Raw genomic sequence first — 19760 nt, 5'->3', positions numbered from 1 at the left:
TGTTGGATGATGTTATTGGATGAGACGGCACGCGGCGTCTATGTGATCGCCGTTACGCCATTCACCGAAAATGGTGCGCTCGACCTCGACAGTGCAGATCGTATGGTCGAGTTCTATCTCGAGAAGGGTGCGACCGGCCTGACGCTGCTCGGGATGATGGGCGAGGCTCCCAAGCTGACGGCAGAGGAATCCCGCACTCTCGTGCGCCGGGTGCTCGCACGGACAGCCGGTCGTGTTCCGATCGTCGTCGGGGTCTCGGGGCCGGGGTTTGCCGCCATGGGCGAATTAAGCAAGGCGGTGATGGATGACGGCGCTGCCGGCGTGATGGTGGCGCCTCCCGGCATGCTGCGGACGGACGATCAGATCGTTGCCTATTATGATATGGTTGCCGAAGCGATCGGCGCTGCGACGCCGCTGGTGTTGCAGGACTTCCCGCTGTCTACGGGCGTTCAGATCACGCCTGCGGTGATCCTGAAAATTGTCGGGCGGTTGCCGAATATGGTCATGCTCAAACATGAGGATTGGCCGGGTCTCGCCAAGCTTGCTGCGATCCGGGCCGCCAGCGACAAGGGCGCTGCACGTCGCATTTCGGTGCTGGTAGGCAATGGCGGCGTGTTTCTGCCGGAAGAGCTGACGCGTGGCGCCGACGGCGCGATGACTGGATTCGCTTATCCGGAGATGATGGTCGATGTCTGGCGCGCGCATGCGGCGGGCAAGATCGAGCGCGCTCACGATCTGTTCGACGCCTATCTGCCGCTTGCGCGTTACGAGCAACAGCCGGGCCCCGGCCTTGCCATCAGAAAATACATTCTGGCCAAGCGCGGCGCGATCGCGTCCCCAGTGCTGCGTAAACCTGGTGCTGCGTTGTCGGCGGCCGATATTGTCGATGTCGAGCGGCTGATTTCACGCCAGACGCGCCGCCTGAAGGAAATTGGCTGATGGAACTCGGATTGGTCGGAAAGACAGCGCTCGTCCTTGGTGCAAGTCGTGGCCTCGGCGCTGCCGTGGCGCGGACCCTGGTGCAGGAAGGTGCCAGCGTCATCGCGGCGGCACGCAATATGGAAGATATCGCAGCCTGGACGGCTGACTTGCCGTCTGATCAGCAGCAGCGGGTCACGCCCATGCGTGTCGATGTCAGCGATCTCGCTTCGGTAGATGCCCTTGTCGATCGTCTACTGACAAAATCCGGGGTCGATATTGTGATCGGCAACTCCGGCGGTCCGCCGCAGCGCGAGGCCAAAGATGCTGTGCGCGATGACTGGCTGCGCGAGTTCGAAACCATGGCTGCCAACCTTTTCCATCTCGTGCAGCGTTTGCTGCCGGCAATGCAGCAACGCGGCTGGGGACGGATTATCACTATCGGATCGACAGGCGTCGAACAGCCAATCCCGCGATTGGCGCTCTCCAATGGCATTCGCGCAGCGGTTGCCGGTTGGTCGAAGACACTTGCTACCGAAGTGGCTGGGGAGGGTATCACCGTCAATATGGCACTGCCCGGTCGTATCCATACCGAACGTGTCGACCAGATCGACAAGGCGGCGGCAGACCGCACGGGCAGCAGCATTGATGCCGTTGCGAAAGCGTCGATGGCAACCATTCCGGCGGGGCGTTATGGCCGCCCGCAGGAATTCGCCGACATGGTTGCTTTTCTAGCGAGTGAACGTGCGTCTTACGTCACGGGCACCATGATCCGCGTAGATGGCGGCCTGATCCGTAGCGTCTAGACAGCCTAACGGTTGCACGCTGCTGCAGCCGGCTCGCCCATCCGCGTTTACAACGGTCGGACATCGCTTAGATCGGCGCGCATTTATTTGCGCTCGACGCGTCCCGATATGTATGCGATCAACCCCTACCGGGGTACGTCATACAAATGCTGGGGTTTACGTGATCGGTCGCATCATTGGCAGCATCAGGCTGGCCGCATTTGTCGTATTCGCATGTCTTACCGTTTCGACGTCAGCCCATGCGACGCCCCCGACAGCGACCATTACCGTCGCCCCAGATCAACTGGCCCATGGCCAGACGGCGACCGTGACCGTCGTTTTCTCTGAAGCGGTGACCGGCTTTTCCATTGGTGACATGTGGCTCTCGGCTGCGACTTTATCCGATCTCGGCACGACAGATAACATCACCTACACGGTCATCCTCACCGCAAGCTCGAGTGCAACGCTCGCAAACAACCAAGTCTTTCTGGCATTGTCCGGGGTGACAAACGTTGGCAGCGAAGCCGGCGTCGGCACCGCCGCTTCAAATAACTATACGGTCGGACCGGTCAGCCAGACCATCACATTCGGCGCCCAGGCGGGACGATCCTTTGTCAGCGGCGGCTCGTTTGCGGTCAGTCCGCTGGCCTCGTCAAGCAGCGGCCTGGCGGTGACCTATTCCTCGCTGACCACGGGCGTGTGCACGGTTTTCGGCGGCATTGTCACCATGGTGAGCGCAGGCACCTGCACCGTGGCCGCCGATCAGGCCGGCAACGGAACCACTGTCGCGGCCGCGAGTCAGGTGACCCAGGACATCATTGTCGCCAGGGCGAACAGCAATGTTACGTTGGTTGCGTCGCCCAACCCGAGCCTTCCGGGACAGGCCGTCACCTTCACCGCCACAGTGTCGGGCGCATTGCCTACCGGCACGGTGACATTCCAGGACGGCACGACGACGCTGGGCACAGGTACCCTCAGTGGCGGACTGGCGACGTTCACCACATCGGCGCTGACGTCCGGAACGCATGCGATCACGGCCGTCTATGGCGGCGATACCAACAACATGTCCAATACGTCATCGGTGCTGAACCAGGCTGTCAACCAGACGGCGACGGCGACTGTCCTCGTCTCGTCTGCCAATCCCAGCACGCCGGGACAGGCCGTCACCTTCACCGCAACCGTGACTGGCACGAGCGGCACGCCCACAGGCACGGTCACGTTCATGGACGGCGCGGCGACGCTGGGCACCGGCACCCTCAGTAGCGGACTGGCGACGTTGACCACATCGGCACTGCCATCCGGAACGCATGCGATCACGGCGATCTATGGCGGCGATGCCAACAATGCATCCAGCACGTCATCGGCGCTGAGCCAGGCCGTCAACCAGGCGACGACATCGACGGTCCTCGTCTCATCTGCCAATCCGAGCACGCCGGGACAGGCGGTGACGTTCACGGCAACCGTGACAGGCGGAGGCGACACGCCGACCGGCACGGTGAGGTTCGACGATGGCGGCATCGCGATCGGCAGCGCGACTTTGGCGGGCGGAGTCGCCAGCCTGACCACCTCGGCGCTGACGGCTGGCACTCATACCATCACCGCGACCTATGCCGGCAATGACGCGTTCAAGGCCAGCACCTCGGCGGCACTGTTGCAGGCGGTGAGCACGCCGCAGGATAGTCTGAAACTGCGAGCCCTACAGATCATCGCAACCAAGACCGTGGCGCAAAACTCCGGCGCAGCCATTGCAGGCGCGATCGACACCGCGATCTCCGAAGGCTTCAACGACGGTGGCAGCCTGATCTCGCCGAGCGGAAGCAGCATCCGTTTCAACTTCTCCGCCGATCCCGACCAGCCGCAGGCCGCAACCGCGGGCACCGACGCGTCGGCCAGCAGCCATGCGCAGCCGCAACCGTCGCAGGGCACCTCCCGGGTCGACGATGCTTTCGCCGCCATCAATCGCAATGCGATGCCCGTCAAGGCGTCTGCGCCTCGCTATGTTGCGCCGAAGGACTGGCTGTTGTGGGCGGATGTCAAAGGCAGCGGCATCGATCGCTGGGGATCGTCGACATCGGCCCCCGTTCTGTATGGCAGCCAGATCAATGCGCTGCTGGGCCTGACGCGCAGAATCTCGCCCACCTTTCTGGTCGGCGCGTTCGGCGGCTACGAGACCTTCGACTACCGCTCCGATGCGCTGAACGGACACCTTAAAGGCGACGGCTGGACGCTGGGCTCGTATCTCGGCTGGCGGTTCGCGCCGGGACTGCGCTTCGATGCGGCCGCGGCCTATTCTGGGATCGGCTATGACGGCACCGCAGGCACGGCTACAGGCAGCTTCAGCGGCCAGCGCTGGATGATATCGAGCGGGCTGACCGGCAACTACAGCACCCATGGTTTCGATATCGAACCTTCAGCGAAACTCTATGCCCTGTGGGAGCGGGAGAACGCCTATACGGATTCCCTCGGCACGCTGCAGGCGGATCGCACGTTCTTCACCGGACGCGCCTCGGCCGGCATGAAGCTCAGCTATCCCTGGCTCACCGGAGCCGCCGTGATGCTGGCGCCCTATGCCGGGTTCTATGCGGATTACTACTTCACCGGCGATGATGCCGCCGCCTCGGCGCTGGCCAGTGCCGTACCGCTCGCCTCCGTCCCGCTGCTCGATGGCTGGTCCGCACGCGTCACCGGAGGTGTGGCGGCGCGTCTCGGCAACGAGGCCACTGTCGCTCTCGGCGCCGAACTCGGCGGCATCGGCAGCAACGTGCAGATCTGGACGTTCCGCGGACGCGCATCGGTTCCGTTTTGAAGCAGCTAAGCTTCATATACCAATTTCAATCGCATGAGAGTTCGCATTCTTCTCCTGAGTGGAGCGCCATTGCGCTTCCATTCACACCAATTGCTGGCTTGGTTCGACGCAAGTGATTGTGACGCCGCCTCTTTCTTCGCTGCGCGAAGGCGATGCTCATAATCTAAGCGTGTCTTGCCCAAAGTCTGGCACCCCTTCATCCAATTTATTGTGCGCTCCCAGACAAGTATTCCGGCGCTGACCGCCGCTAGCTTCTTCGAGGTTTGGACCGTGGCTTCGGCCATGACAACGTCGAAGGAGGGATCGAATGCTCACATTATCTTTTCCGCGCATTCACAGATTGATGCATGTCGCGGCGCTGGGAACGTTGCTGGTGGTAGGTATTGGTGCGTCCACCGATGCCAAGGCAGCTGCGCCTGCGGCCTGTGCCGCTCTGCAGGTGAAATATCCGGACTGGAAGGGCAAGACGCTGGTCAATGCGATCAATCCGCATACACCCGGCTACGAGTCCATCGACCCCAAGGATCCGAGCAAATATATCGGCTTCGATATCGATCTCGGCGAGATGATCGGCGAATGTCTCGGTTTTAAGCTGACCTACAAGGCCGTGGCTTTCGCGGCACTGCTGACCACGCTCCAGAGCGGGCAGGCCGACATTGTGATCTCCGACATCTATGCCACCGAGGAGCGCGCCAAGGCCGCCGATTTCATCACCTATTCCAAGGTGTTCGATGGTGTGCTGGTCGCCAAGGGCAATCCGAAGAAGATCACCGGCATCGATACATCGCTCTGTGGCGCAACGGCCGCCGAAAACACCGGCTATGTGGAAGTGCCGTTGATCCAGGCGCTGGGGCCGGAATGCAAGAAGCTCGGCAAGCCGGAGCCGGCCATCCAGCTCTATGACAACAATGCCAACTGCATTCAGGCGATCCTCGCCGGCCGTGCCGACACCTACATCAACGACGTCAACACCGTCGACAATGCTGTGAAGGCCTATCCGGACAAGCTGGAAAAGGCAATCGCGGTGACGATTCCCTATCAGGTCGGGATCGGCGTGCCCAAGGACAAGCCGAAATTCCGCGATGCCGTGCATGCGGCGATGGTCGAGATCCACAAGTCGGGTGATCAGCTTGCGCTGCTGAAGAAGTGGAATCTCGATCCGAACAATCTGATTGAGCCCGGTTTGCTGATCGTCAAGTAAGGGCAGCGCTCAGGGAAGGACGACCCGCTCCATGGAGCTGTTCCTCCACTATCTGACCATGCCGTATATGATCGAGGGCATCGTGGCGACCTTGCAGGTCACCGCCCTCGGTCTGCTCGGTGGCCTGGTCCTTGGCGTGATCCTGGCATGGATGCAGCTCAGCCGCTTCAAGCTGCTGGCATCCTTTGCCCGGGTCTACACCGTGATCTTCCGTGGTACGCCGCTGATCTTGCAGATGGTGTTTGCCTATAACGCCTTGCCGCAGATCGGCATCAAGCTACCCGCCATTCTTGCTGCCGGCCTGGCGCTTGCCTGCAACGAAGCGCCCTTCATTGCCGAGATGTTGCGTTCCGGCGTGCTCGGAGTGGATCGCGGGCAAGTCTCCGCGGGGCAGGCTCTCGGCATGACACCGAGCGTGCTGATGCGCCGGATTATCGCGCCGCAGGCGATCCGGTCGATGATTCCCGCCTTCGGCAACGAGACCGTCAGCGCGCTGAAGAATTCGTCACTGGCCTCGGTGATCGCAGTACAGGAGCTGACGTTACGCTCGACGCAGATGGCGTCGGCGACCTTCGATTTCTTCTCGATCTTCTTCGCGTCTGGCCTGATCTATCTGGTTCTCACCGCAGCGATTGCATGTATTCAGCTCTTTCTCGAATGGTTGTTTGACCTCGACCGCAAGTCAAGGCCGATCCCGTTCGTGCGGGTGATGCCGCGGTATAGCGCTCAAGGAGTGGCCGATCCGCTGACCGCGACCGCAGCGGTACCTCTGAATGTCACGCCTGATGCAGATGCCGCCAGCTTGCCGCCGCCGCGTCCGCATGGCGACCGGATTGATCGGGTCAAGCGCGCCGAGATGCTCGCGCGCAACAATGTGGCCGTGGATATTGCAGCGCTGCGCAAGAGCTATGATAAACAGATCGTGCTTGACGGCGTCGATCTCACGGTACGGATCGGCGAAGTGATTGCGCTGCTTGGCCCCTCCGGCTCTGGCAAGAGCACGCTGCTCCGCTGCATCAATAATCTCGAACTGTGGAACGGCGGCAGCATCAAGGTCGGCGGCCGCCAGCTTGGCTTCAACGAGCATGGCAAGGCATTGTCGCCACGCCTGCTGGCCCAGGCGCGCGCCGAGGTCGGCGTCGGCATGGTGTTCCAGCAATTCAATCTGTTCGGCCATCTCACGGCCAAGGAGAACATCGCGGGGCCGTTGCGCTGGGTGCATGGTATCTCGCGCAGCGATGCCGATCACCGGGCATTGGAACTGCTCGCGCGTGTCGGTCTCAGCCATCGCGCCGATGCGCTACCGCGGCATCTGTCCGGGGGCCAGCAGCAGCGCGTTGCCATCGCCCGCGCCATCGCGCCAAATCCGAGTGTGCTTCTGCTCGATGAGCCGACCTCGGCACTCGATCCCGAGCTTGTCAATGAGGTGCTCGAAGTCATCCGCCGCCTCGCGGTGGAGGACGGGCTCACCATGATCATCTCCACCCATCAGCTACGTTTTGCCAGCGAAGTCGCCGACCGCGTAGTGCTGTTGGCCGGAGGTTCAATCATCGAGGAAGGGCCGACCAGTGACGTGCTGCGCAATCCCCGTAACCCGGTGGCACAGCGTTTTCTGAACGCGATGGAGGCCGAAGCTTCATGATGAGAACTTGCCAATCCATGTCGACCTGCGTGAGGACCTTTGCATGAAACATCATCTTCTTCCGGTGTCGCCGAAAACCGTGCACTGGGGCTATTTCAGCAAAGTGGTCGCGCCGGCGTTGACGCTAAAGTCCGGCGACCGTGCTACGATCGAGACGCTGACACATCATGCCAATGACGACTATGAGCGCATGATCGAAGGCGACCCCGGCGCCGAAAGTGTGTTCAAATGGACGCGCGAGCATAAGGCTGTGGCGCGGCGCGGTTCGGGACCAGCAGAAGGTCCGTTTATCCGCGGCGCTGGCGAGGGCGTTGGGGTGCATCTGCTCACCGGGCCCGTGGCGATCGAGGGCGCGGAGCCCGGCGATGTGCTGGAAGTGCGCATTCTGGATGTGCGGCCGAGGCCAGCCTGCAAGGCCTGCCATGCCGGCAAATGTTTCGGTTCGAATATTGCTGCCAATTGGGGGTTTCACTACCACGATTTGATCGAAGAGCCGAAGCCGCGCGAGGTTGTGACGATCTTCGAGCTGGATACATCGGGCGAACCGTTCGCCCGGGCGGTCTACAACTATGTCTGGACGCCGCAAACAGATCCTGACGGCATCGTGCATCCGACCATCGATTATCCCGGCGTGCGAGTTGATCACGCGACCATCGTCAAGCGCGAGAACATTCTCTCCAATGTCCGCGTGCCGGCGCGGTTGCATTTCGGGACCATGGGGCTTGCTCCATCCGAGGAAGATTTCGTGTCGTCAATTCCGCCGAGCTATACCGGCGGTAATATCGACGACTGGCGCGTCGGCAAGGGCGCCACGATGTTCTATCCCGTCGCGGTGCCCGGCGCGTTCTTCTCCGTGGGCGATCCGCACGCCGCCCAGGGGGACAGCGAGCTGGGCGGCACTGCGATCGAGACCTCGCTCACCGGCGATTTCGAATTTATCTTGCACAAGCATCGCGATCTCGGTGGAACAAAGCTCGAGGGGTTGACCCATCCGATGCTGGAAACGCCGGATGCGTGGTCGGTCTATGGTTTCACCTATCCGAACTATCTCGCTGAACTCGGCGCCAATGCCCAAGTCGAAATTGCCAATCATTCCAGTCTCGACCGCGCTATGCGCGACGCCTTCCGCAAGCTCAGGCGCTTCCTGATGACCGTCCACAAGCTGAGCGAGGACGAGGCGATCTCACTGATGTCGGTGGGGGCTGATTTCGGCGTGACTCAGGTGGTGGATGCCAATTGGGGCGTGCATGGGACGATCCGCAAGAACGTGTTTCGCTGCGACTAAGCATATGACGGCACATCGCTTTCAACGCGTGGCCGCGGAAAAGGCATGATCGGGCATCTGGCCGGGCAGGGCGCGGTATCCTTCGGGATGGCACGGAGGTTGCTTCGCTTCGGCTATGAAGGTCGATGCATGAGCCTCCGTCCGTTTACCAGTGAATCCTACTCCGAGGGTGACCGTCCCGAAGCCTGGCGGGACGTTCTGGCGTCGGTCGGCCTGCAGCCGACGGCGGTGACCGCCACGCATGCTGGCCACGCCACCGCGGCACGCCGCAGTTGTCAGGGCGTGACATTGGCCAGACTCTCGGCCGGACCGCAAGCGGTATCGTCATGGAGTGAGGTTGCGGCCGATCATCCGCTGGTGCTGCTTCCCATTGAGGATGGTGTCGCGCTGAAGACCGCGGTCGGCCACCAGATCGTGGCGGCCGGGCACTTGTTGCTGCTGCCGCGTAAGGGAGACTGGAGCGTCTCATTTCAACGGGAAATGCGCGCGGTGCTGCTGTCGGTAACGTCAGAACCGCTATATGGCCGCCGTGCGGCGCCAGATGACGAGGTGCGCGTTATGGCGCCCGGCGGCTTGAGTGACGTGTTCGCGCGGATGATGGAATTGGCTGCGCGCGATCTCGAAACGTTATCGAATCTGGAATGGGCTGCACTCGCACACAGCCTTTCCGATCTGCTGCCGACCTTCTTGCGCCCTCAGAATGAGGTCACAAGCGAACTCGGCAGTGGCAGCGCAACCAAGGCGGCGACGCTGCATCGCCTGTGCCAGACGATTGAGCGGCGGCTCGACGATCCCGATCTGACGCCGGCAAAAATCGCAAGTGTCGAAGGCATTTCCGAACGCTATCTACAGAAACTGTTCGAGGGCACCGGCAGCAGTTTTACCAACTATCTCCGCGAAAGGCGACTGCAACGGACCTGGGCGGATCTGTCAAATCCGGCGGAGGCGGATCATTCGATCTCTGAGATCGCGTTCCGCGCCGGCTTCAACGACTCCGCACATTTCAGTCGCGCTTTCCGCCAGCGTTTTGGTCTGTCGCCGCGCGAGTTCCGTCAGCACGAGGCCGAGCGACAGAGCCCTTCAGCGACAGCAGCCGGGCAGCGGGGCTGGCCGCAGCAGGCGTTGGCGCAGTTGCGTAGTCAGCATGCCGCGACGGCCGGGCAGATTGCGACGCGTTCCGCGATCGAGCGCGCCCAGATCGAGGGGGTGCCGCGCCATCATCAACTGACGGCGGACGCATCGCGTGTGCATTGGGGCTACTTCAGCCGTTCCCTGCCGCCGCAGATCGAGATCGGTTCCGGCGATACCATCACCATCGAGACGCTTACCCAGCACGCTTCGGATGATCCTGAGCGCATGATTAAGGGCGACGCCGGCGCTGAGAGCGTGTTTCACTGGACGCGCGATCAGAAGAATGTCGATCGTCGTGGCGCCGGGCCACTCGATGCTTCGATTTACGGTCGTGGCGCAGGGGAGGGGTTTGGCGTGCATATCTGCACGGGGCCGGTCGCGGTGAAGGACGCACAGCCCGGCGATGTGCTCGAGATCCGCATCCTCGACATTGTGCCGCGCCCGAGCCGCAATCCTGATTTTGAAGGACGCGTATTCGGCAGCAGTGTCGCGGCATGGTGGGGTTATCATTACAAGGAGTTCCTCGCCGAGCAAAACGCGCATGAAGCGGTGACGATCTATGAGATCGTCAATAATGCCGATGAACCGCATGCACGGGCGCTGTATTCCTATCGTTGGCAACCGCAGACCGATCCGTTCGGGACGCTGCATACAACCTATGACTATCCGGGCATTCCGATCCCGCCGTCTTCGGTGCGGCGACGCCATGATGTGCTCGACGGCATCCGGATTCCGCTGCGGCCGCATTTCGGCGTCATCGCGCTTGCGCCGCGTGAGGCCGATCTCGTCGATTCCGTCCCGCCCGCTTACTTCGGCGGGAATCTCGACAATTGGCGGCTTGGCAAGGGATCGACGGTGTATTTGCCGGTGTCGGTGCCCGGCGCGCTACTCTCGGTGGGCGATCCCCATGCGGCGCAGGGCGACGGTGAACTCGGCGGCACCGCCATCGAATGTTCGATGACCGGCACCTTCCAGGTGATCCTGCATAAGAAGAACGACCTTATCAACCAGCCTTTCGCCGATCTCAGCTACCCCTTGATCGAGACCGGGAGCGACTGGGTGCTGATGGGCTTCAGTCATCCCAACTATCTCGCCGAATTCGGCGCAAAAGGGCAGAGCGAGGTCTATGCGACGTCGTCGCTCGATCTCGCCATGAAGGATGCATTTCGCAAGATGCGGCGTTTCCTCATGAACGTCAAAGGTCTCAGCGAGGACGAGGCAATTGCTTTGATGTCGGTGGCGGTAGATTTCGGCGTCACGCAGGTGGTGGACGGCAATTGGGGCGTCCATGCCATTCTCAGCAAGCGCGTATTCGACGCCGCACCGAATAACTAGATATCAGACGAGGAGACGTCGTTGCTGTTTCATATGATATCCGGCGGACCGAAGCCGGTTGCGCCGTTCAGCCATGCGGTCGAGACCGACGGTTTTGTTTTCGTCACCGGCCAGATGCCCGATACGCCGGCGACGCCGGGTGTCCTGCCCGATGGCATCGAGGCGCAGACCCGCGCTGTGATGGACAATCTGCTTGTGGTGCTGAAGGGGCTAGATCTGGGTTTCGAGCATATCGTGATGTCGCGCATCTATCTGACGCGCTTCAAGGATGATTATGCCGCGATGAACGACACCTATCGCAGCTATTTCCCGCCTGATCGCCTTCCGGCGCGAACTTGCGTCGGTGTCACCGGCCTCGCTTACGATGCGTTGATCGAAATTGATCTGGTTTGCAGGCGGCCAACATAAAGTCATTGTTTTCCGGGCGTATCGCCTCTTTCGATCGCTTTCCGCACAGTCGCGGTCATGCTGGCGCGCGCGGAATCATAGATTCCAAGCAGGCTGTTCTTGTTCATGGGGCAGCTCCTCTTTCGTGCCGGATGATGGATTGCTGAGGCTTAGCCGCGGGCCGCTCCCGTGGTCCTGTCGATCTGATCTGTCCAGCTTCGGAATAGTGCGCTGGCGTTGACGCCGCCGAAGCCAAAACCGTCGGGGATCATGTACTCCATTGCTATCGGCGGCCCCTCGGTTGCCATGAAATCGATCCGTAAACGGCCGGATCGGCCGCCGCGCTTTCGCGTCGCGCGGGAAGTCATAGCTGGAGTGACCCGAGACAAGAACCTCCGATCATGCAGCGTCAGTGGCGAGTGGCTGGACGGATATCGCGACGAGGGTTTTCGATACCCTTCATGAGTAGATCGATGCTCGCTTCCGTGAAAGCGGTGATATCGAGTTGGCGCCGCGTTCCGAACAGCATGGTCCAGATGCTCAACAACAGCGCCGGACTGGCGACCAATTCCGCAAACGAGTTTGCTGGTGCCGCCCGGAATTCTCCGGCGGTGACGCCGGCCTCGATGATGCGTTTGAAATGATCGATGACCGGCTGCACGAATTCTTCGTAGTACTTGTCCACCATATCAGGAAAGCGCGAACCTTCCGCAATCAGGAGCCTAAGCGTCTCGCGCTCCGCACGATCTTCTGCGATCCTCCCGAAAAAGAACACCACAAGCTTGCGAAAACGTTCCGCGTAAGATCCCTCGAGCTGACTGGCGAGACGATCAAGGTCAGGTAACAGGTCTTGCGACTTGTGCCGCATCATCTCCTGAAAGACGCGCTCTTTGGTCTCGAAATAGAAATAGATCGTGCCTTTGGTGACGCCCGCGCGTCTGGCGACGTCCTCCAGACGTGTCGCCGAATAGCCGGTTTTGACGAATTCCTCGAAAGCCGCGTCAAGGATCTCGGTTGGCCGCTCCGCTTTGCGGCGGGCGCGCTTCTTCATGTCGGAAGTCATAGGCGGACCTTAAACGGTTCGCGTGAAGAATGCTATTGACTTTCGGGTTAGTCAAATATAGTGAGTGATCGCTCACTGAGTGCCTTAGATGAAATTTTGTTTCAAGATCACGCCGTTGTTGCTGTTGGTTCTGCTGGTCGGGTGCGAGCGCGCGCCGGATGTGGCGCGCGCGCCAATCTTGGTGAACTCCGAGATCGTTCGCCTGCAGCCCCGCCAGACATCGATCAGGCTCAGTGGGGAGGTCGAGGCGCGCGTCACCAGCGATCTCGCTTTTCAGGTGACCGGTCGGGTGACCGAGCGCTTCGTCGATGTGGGCGCCCATGTCAATGCGGGCGACATCCTGGCGAAGATCGATCCGACCGAACAACTGGCCGACGTTGAGAGCGCGAAAGCTGCCGTGACATCGTCCGAAGCCCAGCTGCGCGTCGCGATGGCAAATTTCGAGCGTCAGAAAACACTGATGACCAGCGGTTTCACCACGCGCGTGTCCTACGATCAGGCGCAGCAGGCGTTGAACGCTGCTCAAGGCGGGCTGGAAGCGTCGAAGGCCCAGTTGGGGACGGCGACCGACGCGCTTGGCTACACCACGCTGCGCGCAAGTGCCTCGGGTATCATCACAGCCCGTAACGTCGAGGTCGGGCAAGTGTCCCAATCGTCCCAGTCGTCCTACACGCTTGCTGAGGATGGTGCGCGCGACGCCGTGTTCGATGTCTATGAAGCGATCTTCCTGCAGAAGCTGGACGGCGACAGTATTCAGGTCTCGCTCGTGTCGAATCCAAAGATAACGGCGCGCGCCCGGCCTCGGGAGATTTCGCCCACGGTGGATCCGAAAAGCGGCACCGTCAAAGTCAAGATGGAAATTCTGAATGTCCCGAAGGAAATGACCCTCGGCAGCGCGGTCGTAGGTGAGGGGATCACCAGGTCGACCGACAAGATCATTCTGCCATCGGCAGCCATGACATCGTCGGCCGCCGGCCCGGCGGTCTGGGTCATCGATTCGAAAACCCATGCCGTGTCGCTGCGCGATATCGTGGTCGAGAGTTACGAAACCGACTCTTTCGTTGTCTCGCACGGGCTCACCATTGGCGAGCGCATCGTCATCTCGAGCGGAAAAATGCTGCGGCCGGGCGCCATCGTCACCTATGCGGGGATCGAGCTATGACACGCGCCGTCACCGCCGGCAGAACTGCCGTTGCACTTCTCATGGCTGGATTGCTCGCGGGATGCGGCGAGAAAGCAGCCGCGCCCGAACCGGTTCGGCCGGTCCTCTCGATGGTTGTCTCGCCCCTGGGCGCGGCCACCATCGGCGTCGTCGGAACGGTCCAGCCAAGGTATCAGACCGATTACGGATTCCGCGTTCTTGGCCGGTTGGTCGCGCGGCCGGTCAATGTCGGGGATAGCGTCACCAAAGGCCAGCTGTTGGCGGCGATCGATGCGACTGCGGCTGAAATGGCGGTGCGGTCGCTACAGGGCGCGCTGACGACAGCGCAGGGGTCGCTGTTGAATGCGACCGGCACGGTGACCCGGCAGCGCACACTGATCGAAACCGGAGCTAACACCCAGGCGACCCTCGATTCCGCCGAACAAAGCTATGCATCCGCCCAAGCCGGCGTCGTCCGCGCCCAAGCCGATCTGGCCAAGGCGCGCGAACAGCTCACTTACACTAAGAGTATTGCCGATTATGCCGGCGTCGTCGCGGCCGTTGGCGCGCAGGTTGGCCAGATCGTTGCGCCGGGGCAAACCGTGGTGACCGTGGCTCGGCCCGATGTGCGCGAGGCGGTTATCGATATCGCGGTCGAACTGGCAAGCAGGCTTGAAGTCGGAATGCCGCTGACCGTCAGTTTGCAAATCGATCCGAAAACGCGCGTCGAAGGCAAGGTTCGCGAGATCGGCCCGCAATTCGATTCGCAGACCCGCCTGAGCCGGGTGCGGGTCACGCTCGACTCGCCGCCCGACACGTTTCGACTGGGATCCACGGTCACGACCTACATCCCCGGTAACTCCCGGCACGGTTTCAGGCTGCCGGCCGCCGCCATCCTCACGCAGGACGGCAAGTCGCGGGTCTGGATCGTCGATCCCGGCAGCAAGTCGGTCACGGCGCGCGATGTCGTGGTCGTTGCGAATGAGGACGGCTCCGTGACGGTCACCAGCGGTATCGATGACGGCATGCGCGTCGTCACGGCGGGGGTGCATCATCTCAAGGAAGGCCAGAAAGTCCGGCTGGAAAAGGAAGACGCGTGAAGCCTTTCAATCTCTCAGACTGGGCCCTGCATCACCGTGCACTGGTCTGGTACTTCATGATCGCATTCATGGTGACGGGGTTGTTCGCCTACCTTCACCTTGGCCGCGAGGAAGATCCCGCTTTCACGATCAAAACCATGGTGATCCAGGCTAAATGGCCGGGTGCTTCCGCGGAGGAAGTCACCAAACAGGTCACCGAGCGGATCGAGAAGAAGCTCGAGGAACTGGAGTCGCTCGACTACACCAAGAGTCTGACGGTGCCCGGCGAGACTACCATCTTCGTCAACCTGCGCGACGACACCAAAGCACGCGACGTGGTGCCGACCTGGCTCCGCGTCCGCAATATGATCGCCGACATCAAGCAGGATTTTCCGAGCGGCGTGATTGGTCCCGGATTCAATGACCGCTTCGGCGATGTTTATGGCAACATCTACGCGTTCACGAGCGATGGTCTGACGCAGCGCCAGTTGCGCGATCGCGTCGAAGAGGTGCGCGCCAAGGTTTTGCAGGTTCCGAATGTGGGCCGCGTTGATATCGTCGGTGCGCAGAACGAAGTCATCTATCTCGAATTCTCGACCAGCAAGATTGCCGCGCTCGGTATCGACCAGCAGGCGGTCATCTCGTCGCTGCAGGCCCAGAATGCGATCACGCCGTCCGGTGTGCTGCAGGCCGGGCCGGAACGAATCCTGGTCCGGGTCGGCGGCCAGTTCACCTCGGAAGACAGCCTCAAGGCGATAAACCTGCGCGTCAATGACCGGTTCTTTCCGCTGACTGATGTCGCCACCGTCCGCCGCGGCTATTCCGATCCGCCGACGTCGCTGTTCCGGTTCAAGGGCGAGCCCGCGATCGGCTTGACCATCGGCATGAAGGCGGGTGCCAATCTGCTCGATTTCGGCGAGGCGCTGAAGATGGAGATGGCGCGCATCGCCGGCGATCTTCCGGTCGGTGCCGAGATCCATCTGGTTTCTGATCAGCCGCAGATCGTCGATGAGGCGGTCTCGGGCTTCACGCACGCTCTGTTCGAGGCCATCGCTATCGTGCTGGCGATCAGCTTCATCAGCCTCGGGATGCGGGCCGGTCTCGTCGTGGCGGTCTCGATTCCGCTGGTGCTCGCCATCACCTTCGTGGTGATGTCCTATTCCGGTATCTCGCTGCAGCGTATCTCGCTAGGCGCCTTGATCATCGCGCTCGGCCTGCTGGTCGACGATGCCATGATTGCGGTCGAGATGATGGTCGCGCGGCTCGAGGTCGGCGACAAGCTCGAGAAGGCCGCGAGCTATGTCTACACTTCCACGGCGTTCCCGATGTTGACCGGGACACTGGTCACCGTCGCCAGCTTCATTCCGGTCGGCTTGAACAACAGCGCGGCCGGAGAGTTCACCTTTACGCTGTTCGTCGTGATCGCGGTGTCGCTGATCGTGTCGTGGATCGTCGCGGTGCTGTTCACGCCTTTGCTCGGCGTCGCGCTGCTGCCGAAAACCATGAAGAGCCACCATGAGAAAAAGGGGCGCTTTGCCGCGGCGTTCGGGCGGACGTTGTTATTCTGCATGCGGCACCGCTGGCTCACCATCGGTCTGACGGTGGCCGCCTTCGCGCTGTCGATCGTCGGCATGAGCTATGTGCAGCAACAGTTCTTTCCGTCGTCGGACCGCACGGAGCTGGTGGTCGACTGGAACCTGCCGCAGAACAGCTCGATCGCCGAGACCAACACGCAGATGGCGCAGTTCGAGAGGGAGGCGCTCAAGGGCAACGACGATATCGACCATTGGTCGACCTATGTCGGTCAGGGCGCACCACGTTTCCTGTTGTCGTTCGATGTGCAGCCCAGCGACGTGACGTTCGGACAGATGATCATCGTCACCAAGAGCGTCGAAGCTCGCGATCGTCTGAAGCCGAAATTGCAGGCCTATCTCACCAAGACGTTTCCGGGCACCGATGCGTTTGTTAAATTGCTCGATATCGGTCCACCGGTCGGGCGGCCGGTCCAATATCGAATGTCCGGACCGGATATCGGCAAGGTCCGCGATTACGCCCAGCAGCTGGCAGGTATCGTGTCGGGCAATTCGCATCTGTCGAATGTGGTGTTCGACTGGATGGAGCCGGCGCGGGTGGTCAAGGTCGATGTCCTGCAGGACAAGGCGCGTCAGCTCGGCGTGACGTCGGAGTCGATTGCAACCACGCTCAACGCCATTGTGGACGGATCGTCGGTGACGCAGGTGCGCGACGATATCTACCTCGTCGATGTGCTTGGCCGTGCCAATGCCGCCGAGCGCGGCTCGATCGAGACGCTACGCAATCTGCAGCTATCGACGAGCAGCGGCCAATCGGTGCCGCTCGCCGCTGTGGCGCAATTCCGCTACGAACTCGAACAGCCGAAGATCTGGCGCCGCTCCCGGCTTCCGACCGTCACGCTCTCGGCCGGCATTCTCGACAATACCCAGGCTGCGACCATCGTCGATCAGTTGAAGGCTCCGATCGCCGAGTTTTCCGCCAAGCTGCCGCCGGGCTACGCCGTCAATATCGGCGGCGCGGTCGAACAGAGCAGCAAGTCGCAGGCGCCTATTATTGCGGTGGTGCCGCTCATGCTGTTCGCGATGGCGACGCTGTTGATGGTACAGCTGCAGAGTTTCAGCAGGCTGTTCCTGGTGTTCACGGTGGCGCCGCTGGCTCTGATCGGCGTGGTCGCAGCGCTGCTGCCGAGCCGGACCCCGATGGGTTTCGTCGCCATTCTCGGCATTCTGGCGTTGATCGGCATCCTGATCCGAAATTCGGTGATCCTGATTGTGCAGATCGAACAGCATCGCAGAGACGGCCAGCCGCCCTGGGAGGCCGTGGTCGATGCCACCGAGCACCGGATGCGCCCGATCCTGTTGACCGCAGCTGCCGCGAGCCTTGCGCTGATCCCGATCTCGCGTGAAATCTTCTGGGGGCCGATGGCCTACGCGATGATGGGTGGCATCATCGTCGGCACGGTGTTGACGCTGCTGTTTCTGCCCGCGCTCTATGTCGCCTGGTTTCGGATCAAGGCACCGGACGAGGAAGTACCTCACGAATCCGACAAGCTGCCCGTCAACGAGCCCGTAGCATGAGCGATCGCCACGGCCTCGTTGTCGACCAGGGGCATCGCGGCAGCCTCGAGCCCGCGTGGGCTCCCGCCAGTCCGCAGGCACCGCGGCGTGACGATTATGCACGGCGTATTCCTGCGACCCGGAAGTAAGATGTCCCATACGTCATATCGGCTGTGCATCTGTCTCATTCTGTCGCCATTGCTCCTTGTGATCGCCGGCTGTGCCTCGATGCCGCGAACGCCGTATTCGAGCACAGAGGCGACGGCGGCTCTCGTGCTGGGGCGTGACGATCTGCGCCGCTATTCCGATGCGCCCGCGGCCTCGTTTCGCGGTCAGGACGTCGAATGGCGCGGCCGTCGCATCTATCTTGCGCTCTCGGGCGGTGGCGCCGATGGCGCTTATGGTGCCGGCGTGCTCAATGGCTGGACCGATGCGGGAACCCGGCCGTCATTTTCGATCGTCTCGGGTGTCAGCACCGGCGCGCTGATCGCACCTTTCGCCTTCCTCGGCCCGCAGTACGATCCAACGCTGCGCGAGTTCTATACGAGCGGGATCGCGGCGAGCTTGCTGGACTCGCCCAATCCGCTGAATGCGATCTTCGGATCGGGACTGTTCGGTAACAAACGGCTGCGCGAACTCGTCACCCATTACATCGACGCCGGTTTCGTCGCAGCGGTAGCCGGCGAATACGCCAAGGGACGCCTGCTGTTCGTCGTCACCACCAATCTCGACTCGCAGCGCACGGCGATCTGGGACATGGGGCGCATCGCTTCGCTGGGGACGCCGCAGTCGCTCGATCTGTTTCGCGACATCGTCGCGGCCTCCGCCAGTCTGCCTGCCGTATTTCCGCCGATGCTTATCGATGCTGAGGCCGATGGTCGCCGATTCCAGGAAATGCATGTCGATGGCGGCGTGACCGCGCCGGTGCTGACGCTTCCCGAGACGTTTCTGCGGCAGACTACCAAATTCGCGACGGCCACCGACCTGCAACTGTTCATCCTGATGAACAACAAGATCGAGCCCGAATTTCAGGTCGTCAACGACAAGACCATCGACATCGCCTCGCGATCCTCTTCCACCATGGTCAAGGCGCAGACGCGCTCGATCCTGCAGAGAACCTATGAATTCGCACGCCGTAGCAAGTTCGATTTCAACGTGACCTATATCGAGGACGATTGGCCGGTTGCCCCATCGAGCGGCTTCGACACCGGCTATATGCGCGCGCTGTTCCAGCACGGGTACGACAAAGCGCGAAGTTCGCATCTGTGGGCCAAGTCGCCTCCCTCCGAACGTTCGGACGGTCCCTCCCTGGCGACAGTCTCACCGGTCGGCAGGGTCGCCAGCGGCAGATAGCGCGTCGGCCTCCGTCCACCATTGCATCTGAAAATAGGAGATACCCATGATTATCCTGGACAGCAGACCCATCGCCGTCGGCCGCATCGTGCTGGCTGGTTTCATGCTCGCGCTGAGCGGCAGCGCCGCGTCGGCGGACCCGGCGGCCTTTGCAGGGCTTGCCGGCGCCTGGTCCGGCGCGGGCACGATCTCGCTGTCGGACGGCGCGAATGAACGCATCCGCTGCAAGGCAACCTATGTAGTCGGCCGCGGCGATGCGCGGCTTCAGCAAAGCCTGCGTTGTGCCAGCGACAGTTATCGGTTCGACCTGACAAGCGATGTTATCAGCCAACAGGGCCAGATCGCAGGCTCCTGGAGTGAGACAAGCCGCGGTATCAGCGGGACCCTGGTCGGACGCGAGAACGGTGGCTCCATCACAGCGGTGGTCGATGCTCCCGGCTTCTCCGCACAGCTTTCGCTAAAGACCAGCGGCAACCGGCAGAACTTCTCGTTGTCGTCCGAAGGCGATATCCGGAACGTCAGTATCGTGATGAGCAGACGCTGAG

General features: G+C 61.6%; 15 protein-coding genes. 13 read left to right on the top strand and 2 right to left on the bottom strand.

All coding sequences use genetic code 11. The features are described 5' to 3' along the window. Nucleotides 1-6: 6 nt before the first annotated feature. The 8 genes from E0H22_RS22955 (at nucleotide 7) to E0H22_RS22920 (ending at nucleotide 11511) form a co-directional block, all read left to right on the top strand. The gene (locus E0H22_RS22955) at nucleotides 7-939 is read left to right on the top strand and encodes a dihydrodipicolinate synthase family protein (RefSeq protein ID WP_233023261.1); all 933 of its coding nucleotides are present in this window, start codon (nucleotides 7-9) and stop codon (nucleotides 937-939) included. After that, entirely contained in the window at nucleotides 939-1724 is a 786-nt protein-coding gene (locus E0H22_RS22950) for an SDR family oxidoreductase (RefSeq protein ID WP_233023260.1), read from the top strand. The genes E0H22_RS22955 and E0H22_RS22950 overlap by 1 nt, the downstream gene beginning before the upstream one ends. Before the next feature lie 160 nt (nucleotides 1725-1884). Next, nucleotides 1885-4509, top strand: a complete 2625-nt coding sequence (locus E0H22_RS22945) for an Ig-like domain repeat protein (RefSeq protein ID WP_233023259.1) — start codon at nucleotides 1885-1887, stop codon at nucleotides 4507-4509. A gap of 307 nt (nucleotides 4510-4816) precedes the next feature. Continuing rightward, a complete protein-coding gene (locus tag E0H22_RS22940; protein ID WP_430715181.1) occupies nucleotides 4817-5710 on the top strand; it encodes an ABC transporter substrate-binding protein in 894 nt (297 codons plus the stop codon). A gap of 31 nt (nucleotides 5711-5741) precedes the next feature. Then, nucleotides 5742-7352 carry an amino acid ABC transporter permease/ATP-binding protein gene (locus E0H22_RS22935; RefSeq protein WP_233023258.1) on the top strand — a complete coding sequence of 537 codons (1611 nt, stop codon included), beginning with the start codon at nucleotides 5742-5744 and terminating at the stop codon, nucleotides 7350-7352. A 43-nt stretch (nucleotides 7353-7395) separates the two neighbouring features. Next, nucleotides 7396-8637, top strand: coding sequence for an acetamidase/formamidase family protein (locus E0H22_RS22930; protein ID WP_233023257.1), 1242 nt, complete (start codon nucleotides 7396-7398; stop codon nucleotides 8635-8637). 129 nt (nucleotides 8638-8766) lie between these two features. After that, nucleotides 8767-11103: an acetamidase/formamidase family protein gene (locus E0H22_RS22925; RefSeq protein WP_233023256.1), complete on the top strand. Its 2337-nt coding sequence runs from the start codon at nucleotides 8767-8769 to the stop codon at nucleotides 11101-11103. A gap of 21 nt (nucleotides 11104-11124) precedes the next feature. Next, nucleotides 11125-11511, top strand: a complete 387-nt coding sequence (locus tag E0H22_RS22920; protein ID WP_233023255.1) for a RidA family protein — start codon at nucleotides 11125-11127, stop codon at nucleotides 11509-11511. A 149-nt stretch (nucleotides 11512-11660) separates the two neighbouring features. Here E0H22_RS22920 and E0H22_RS22915 read toward each other — a convergent pair whose 3' ends face one another. Both E0H22_RS22915 and E0H22_RS22910 read right to left on the bottom strand, forming a co-directional pair. After that, nucleotides 11661-11798 carry a hypothetical protein gene (locus tag E0H22_RS22915; RefSeq protein ID WP_347340810.1) on the bottom strand — a complete coding sequence of 46 codons (138 nt, stop codon included), beginning with the start codon at nucleotides 11796-11798 and terminating at the stop codon, nucleotides 11661-11663. Between the two features lie 101 nt (nucleotides 11799-11899). Beyond that, the gene (locus E0H22_RS22910; protein ID WP_233023254.1) at nucleotides 11900-12541 is read right to left on the bottom strand and encodes a TetR/AcrR family transcriptional regulator; all 642 of its coding nucleotides are present in this window, start codon (nucleotides 12539-12541) and stop codon (nucleotides 11900-11902) included. 100 nt (nucleotides 12542-12641) lie between these two features. On the opposite strand from E0H22_RS22910, the gene E0H22_RS22905 reads away from it, so the two are divergent. The 5 genes from E0H22_RS22905 to E0H22_RS22885 all read left to right on the top strand — a co-directional run bounded on the left by E0H22_RS22905 (nucleotide 12642) and on the right by E0H22_RS22885 (nucleotide 19759). Continuing rightward, entirely contained in the window at nucleotides 12642-13715 is a 1074-nt protein-coding gene (locus E0H22_RS22905) for an efflux RND transporter periplasmic adaptor subunit (protein ID WP_233023253.1), read from the top strand. Next, complete coding sequence (locus E0H22_RS22900; RefSeq protein WP_347340809.1) at nucleotides 13712-14794, top strand: efflux RND transporter periplasmic adaptor subunit; 1083 nt, start codon at nucleotides 13712-13714, stop codon at nucleotides 14792-14794. The genes E0H22_RS22905 and E0H22_RS22900 overlap by 4 nt, the downstream gene beginning before the upstream one ends. Continuing rightward, entirely contained in the window at nucleotides 14791-17883 is a 3093-nt protein-coding gene (locus E0H22_RS22895; RefSeq protein ID WP_283818755.1) for an efflux RND transporter permease subunit, read from the top strand. Before E0H22_RS22900 ends, E0H22_RS22895 begins: the two co-directional genes overlap by 4 nt. Before the next feature lie 129 nt (nucleotides 17884-18012). Next, nucleotides 18013-19215 (top strand): patatin-like phospholipase family protein, encoded by a 1203-nt coding sequence (locus E0H22_RS22890; RefSeq protein WP_233023252.1) that lies wholly within the window; start codon nucleotides 18013-18015, stop codon nucleotides 19213-19215. A gap of 46 nt (nucleotides 19216-19261) precedes the next feature. Beyond that, a complete protein-coding gene (locus E0H22_RS22885) occupies nucleotides 19262-19759 on the top strand; it encodes a hypothetical protein (RefSeq protein ID WP_233023251.1) in 498 nt (165 codons plus the stop codon). Nucleotide 19760: the final 1 nt, after the last annotated feature.

Origin of the sequence: Rhodopseudomonas boonkerdii (genome assembly GCF_021184025.1) — a bacterium.
GTDB lineage: Bacteria > Pseudomonadota > Alphaproteobacteria > Rhizobiales > Xanthobacteraceae > Tardiphaga > Tardiphaga boonkerdii.
The sequence above is the reverse complement of the archived record's forward strand: the minus strand, read 5'-3'. Positions and strand labels throughout refer to the sequence as shown.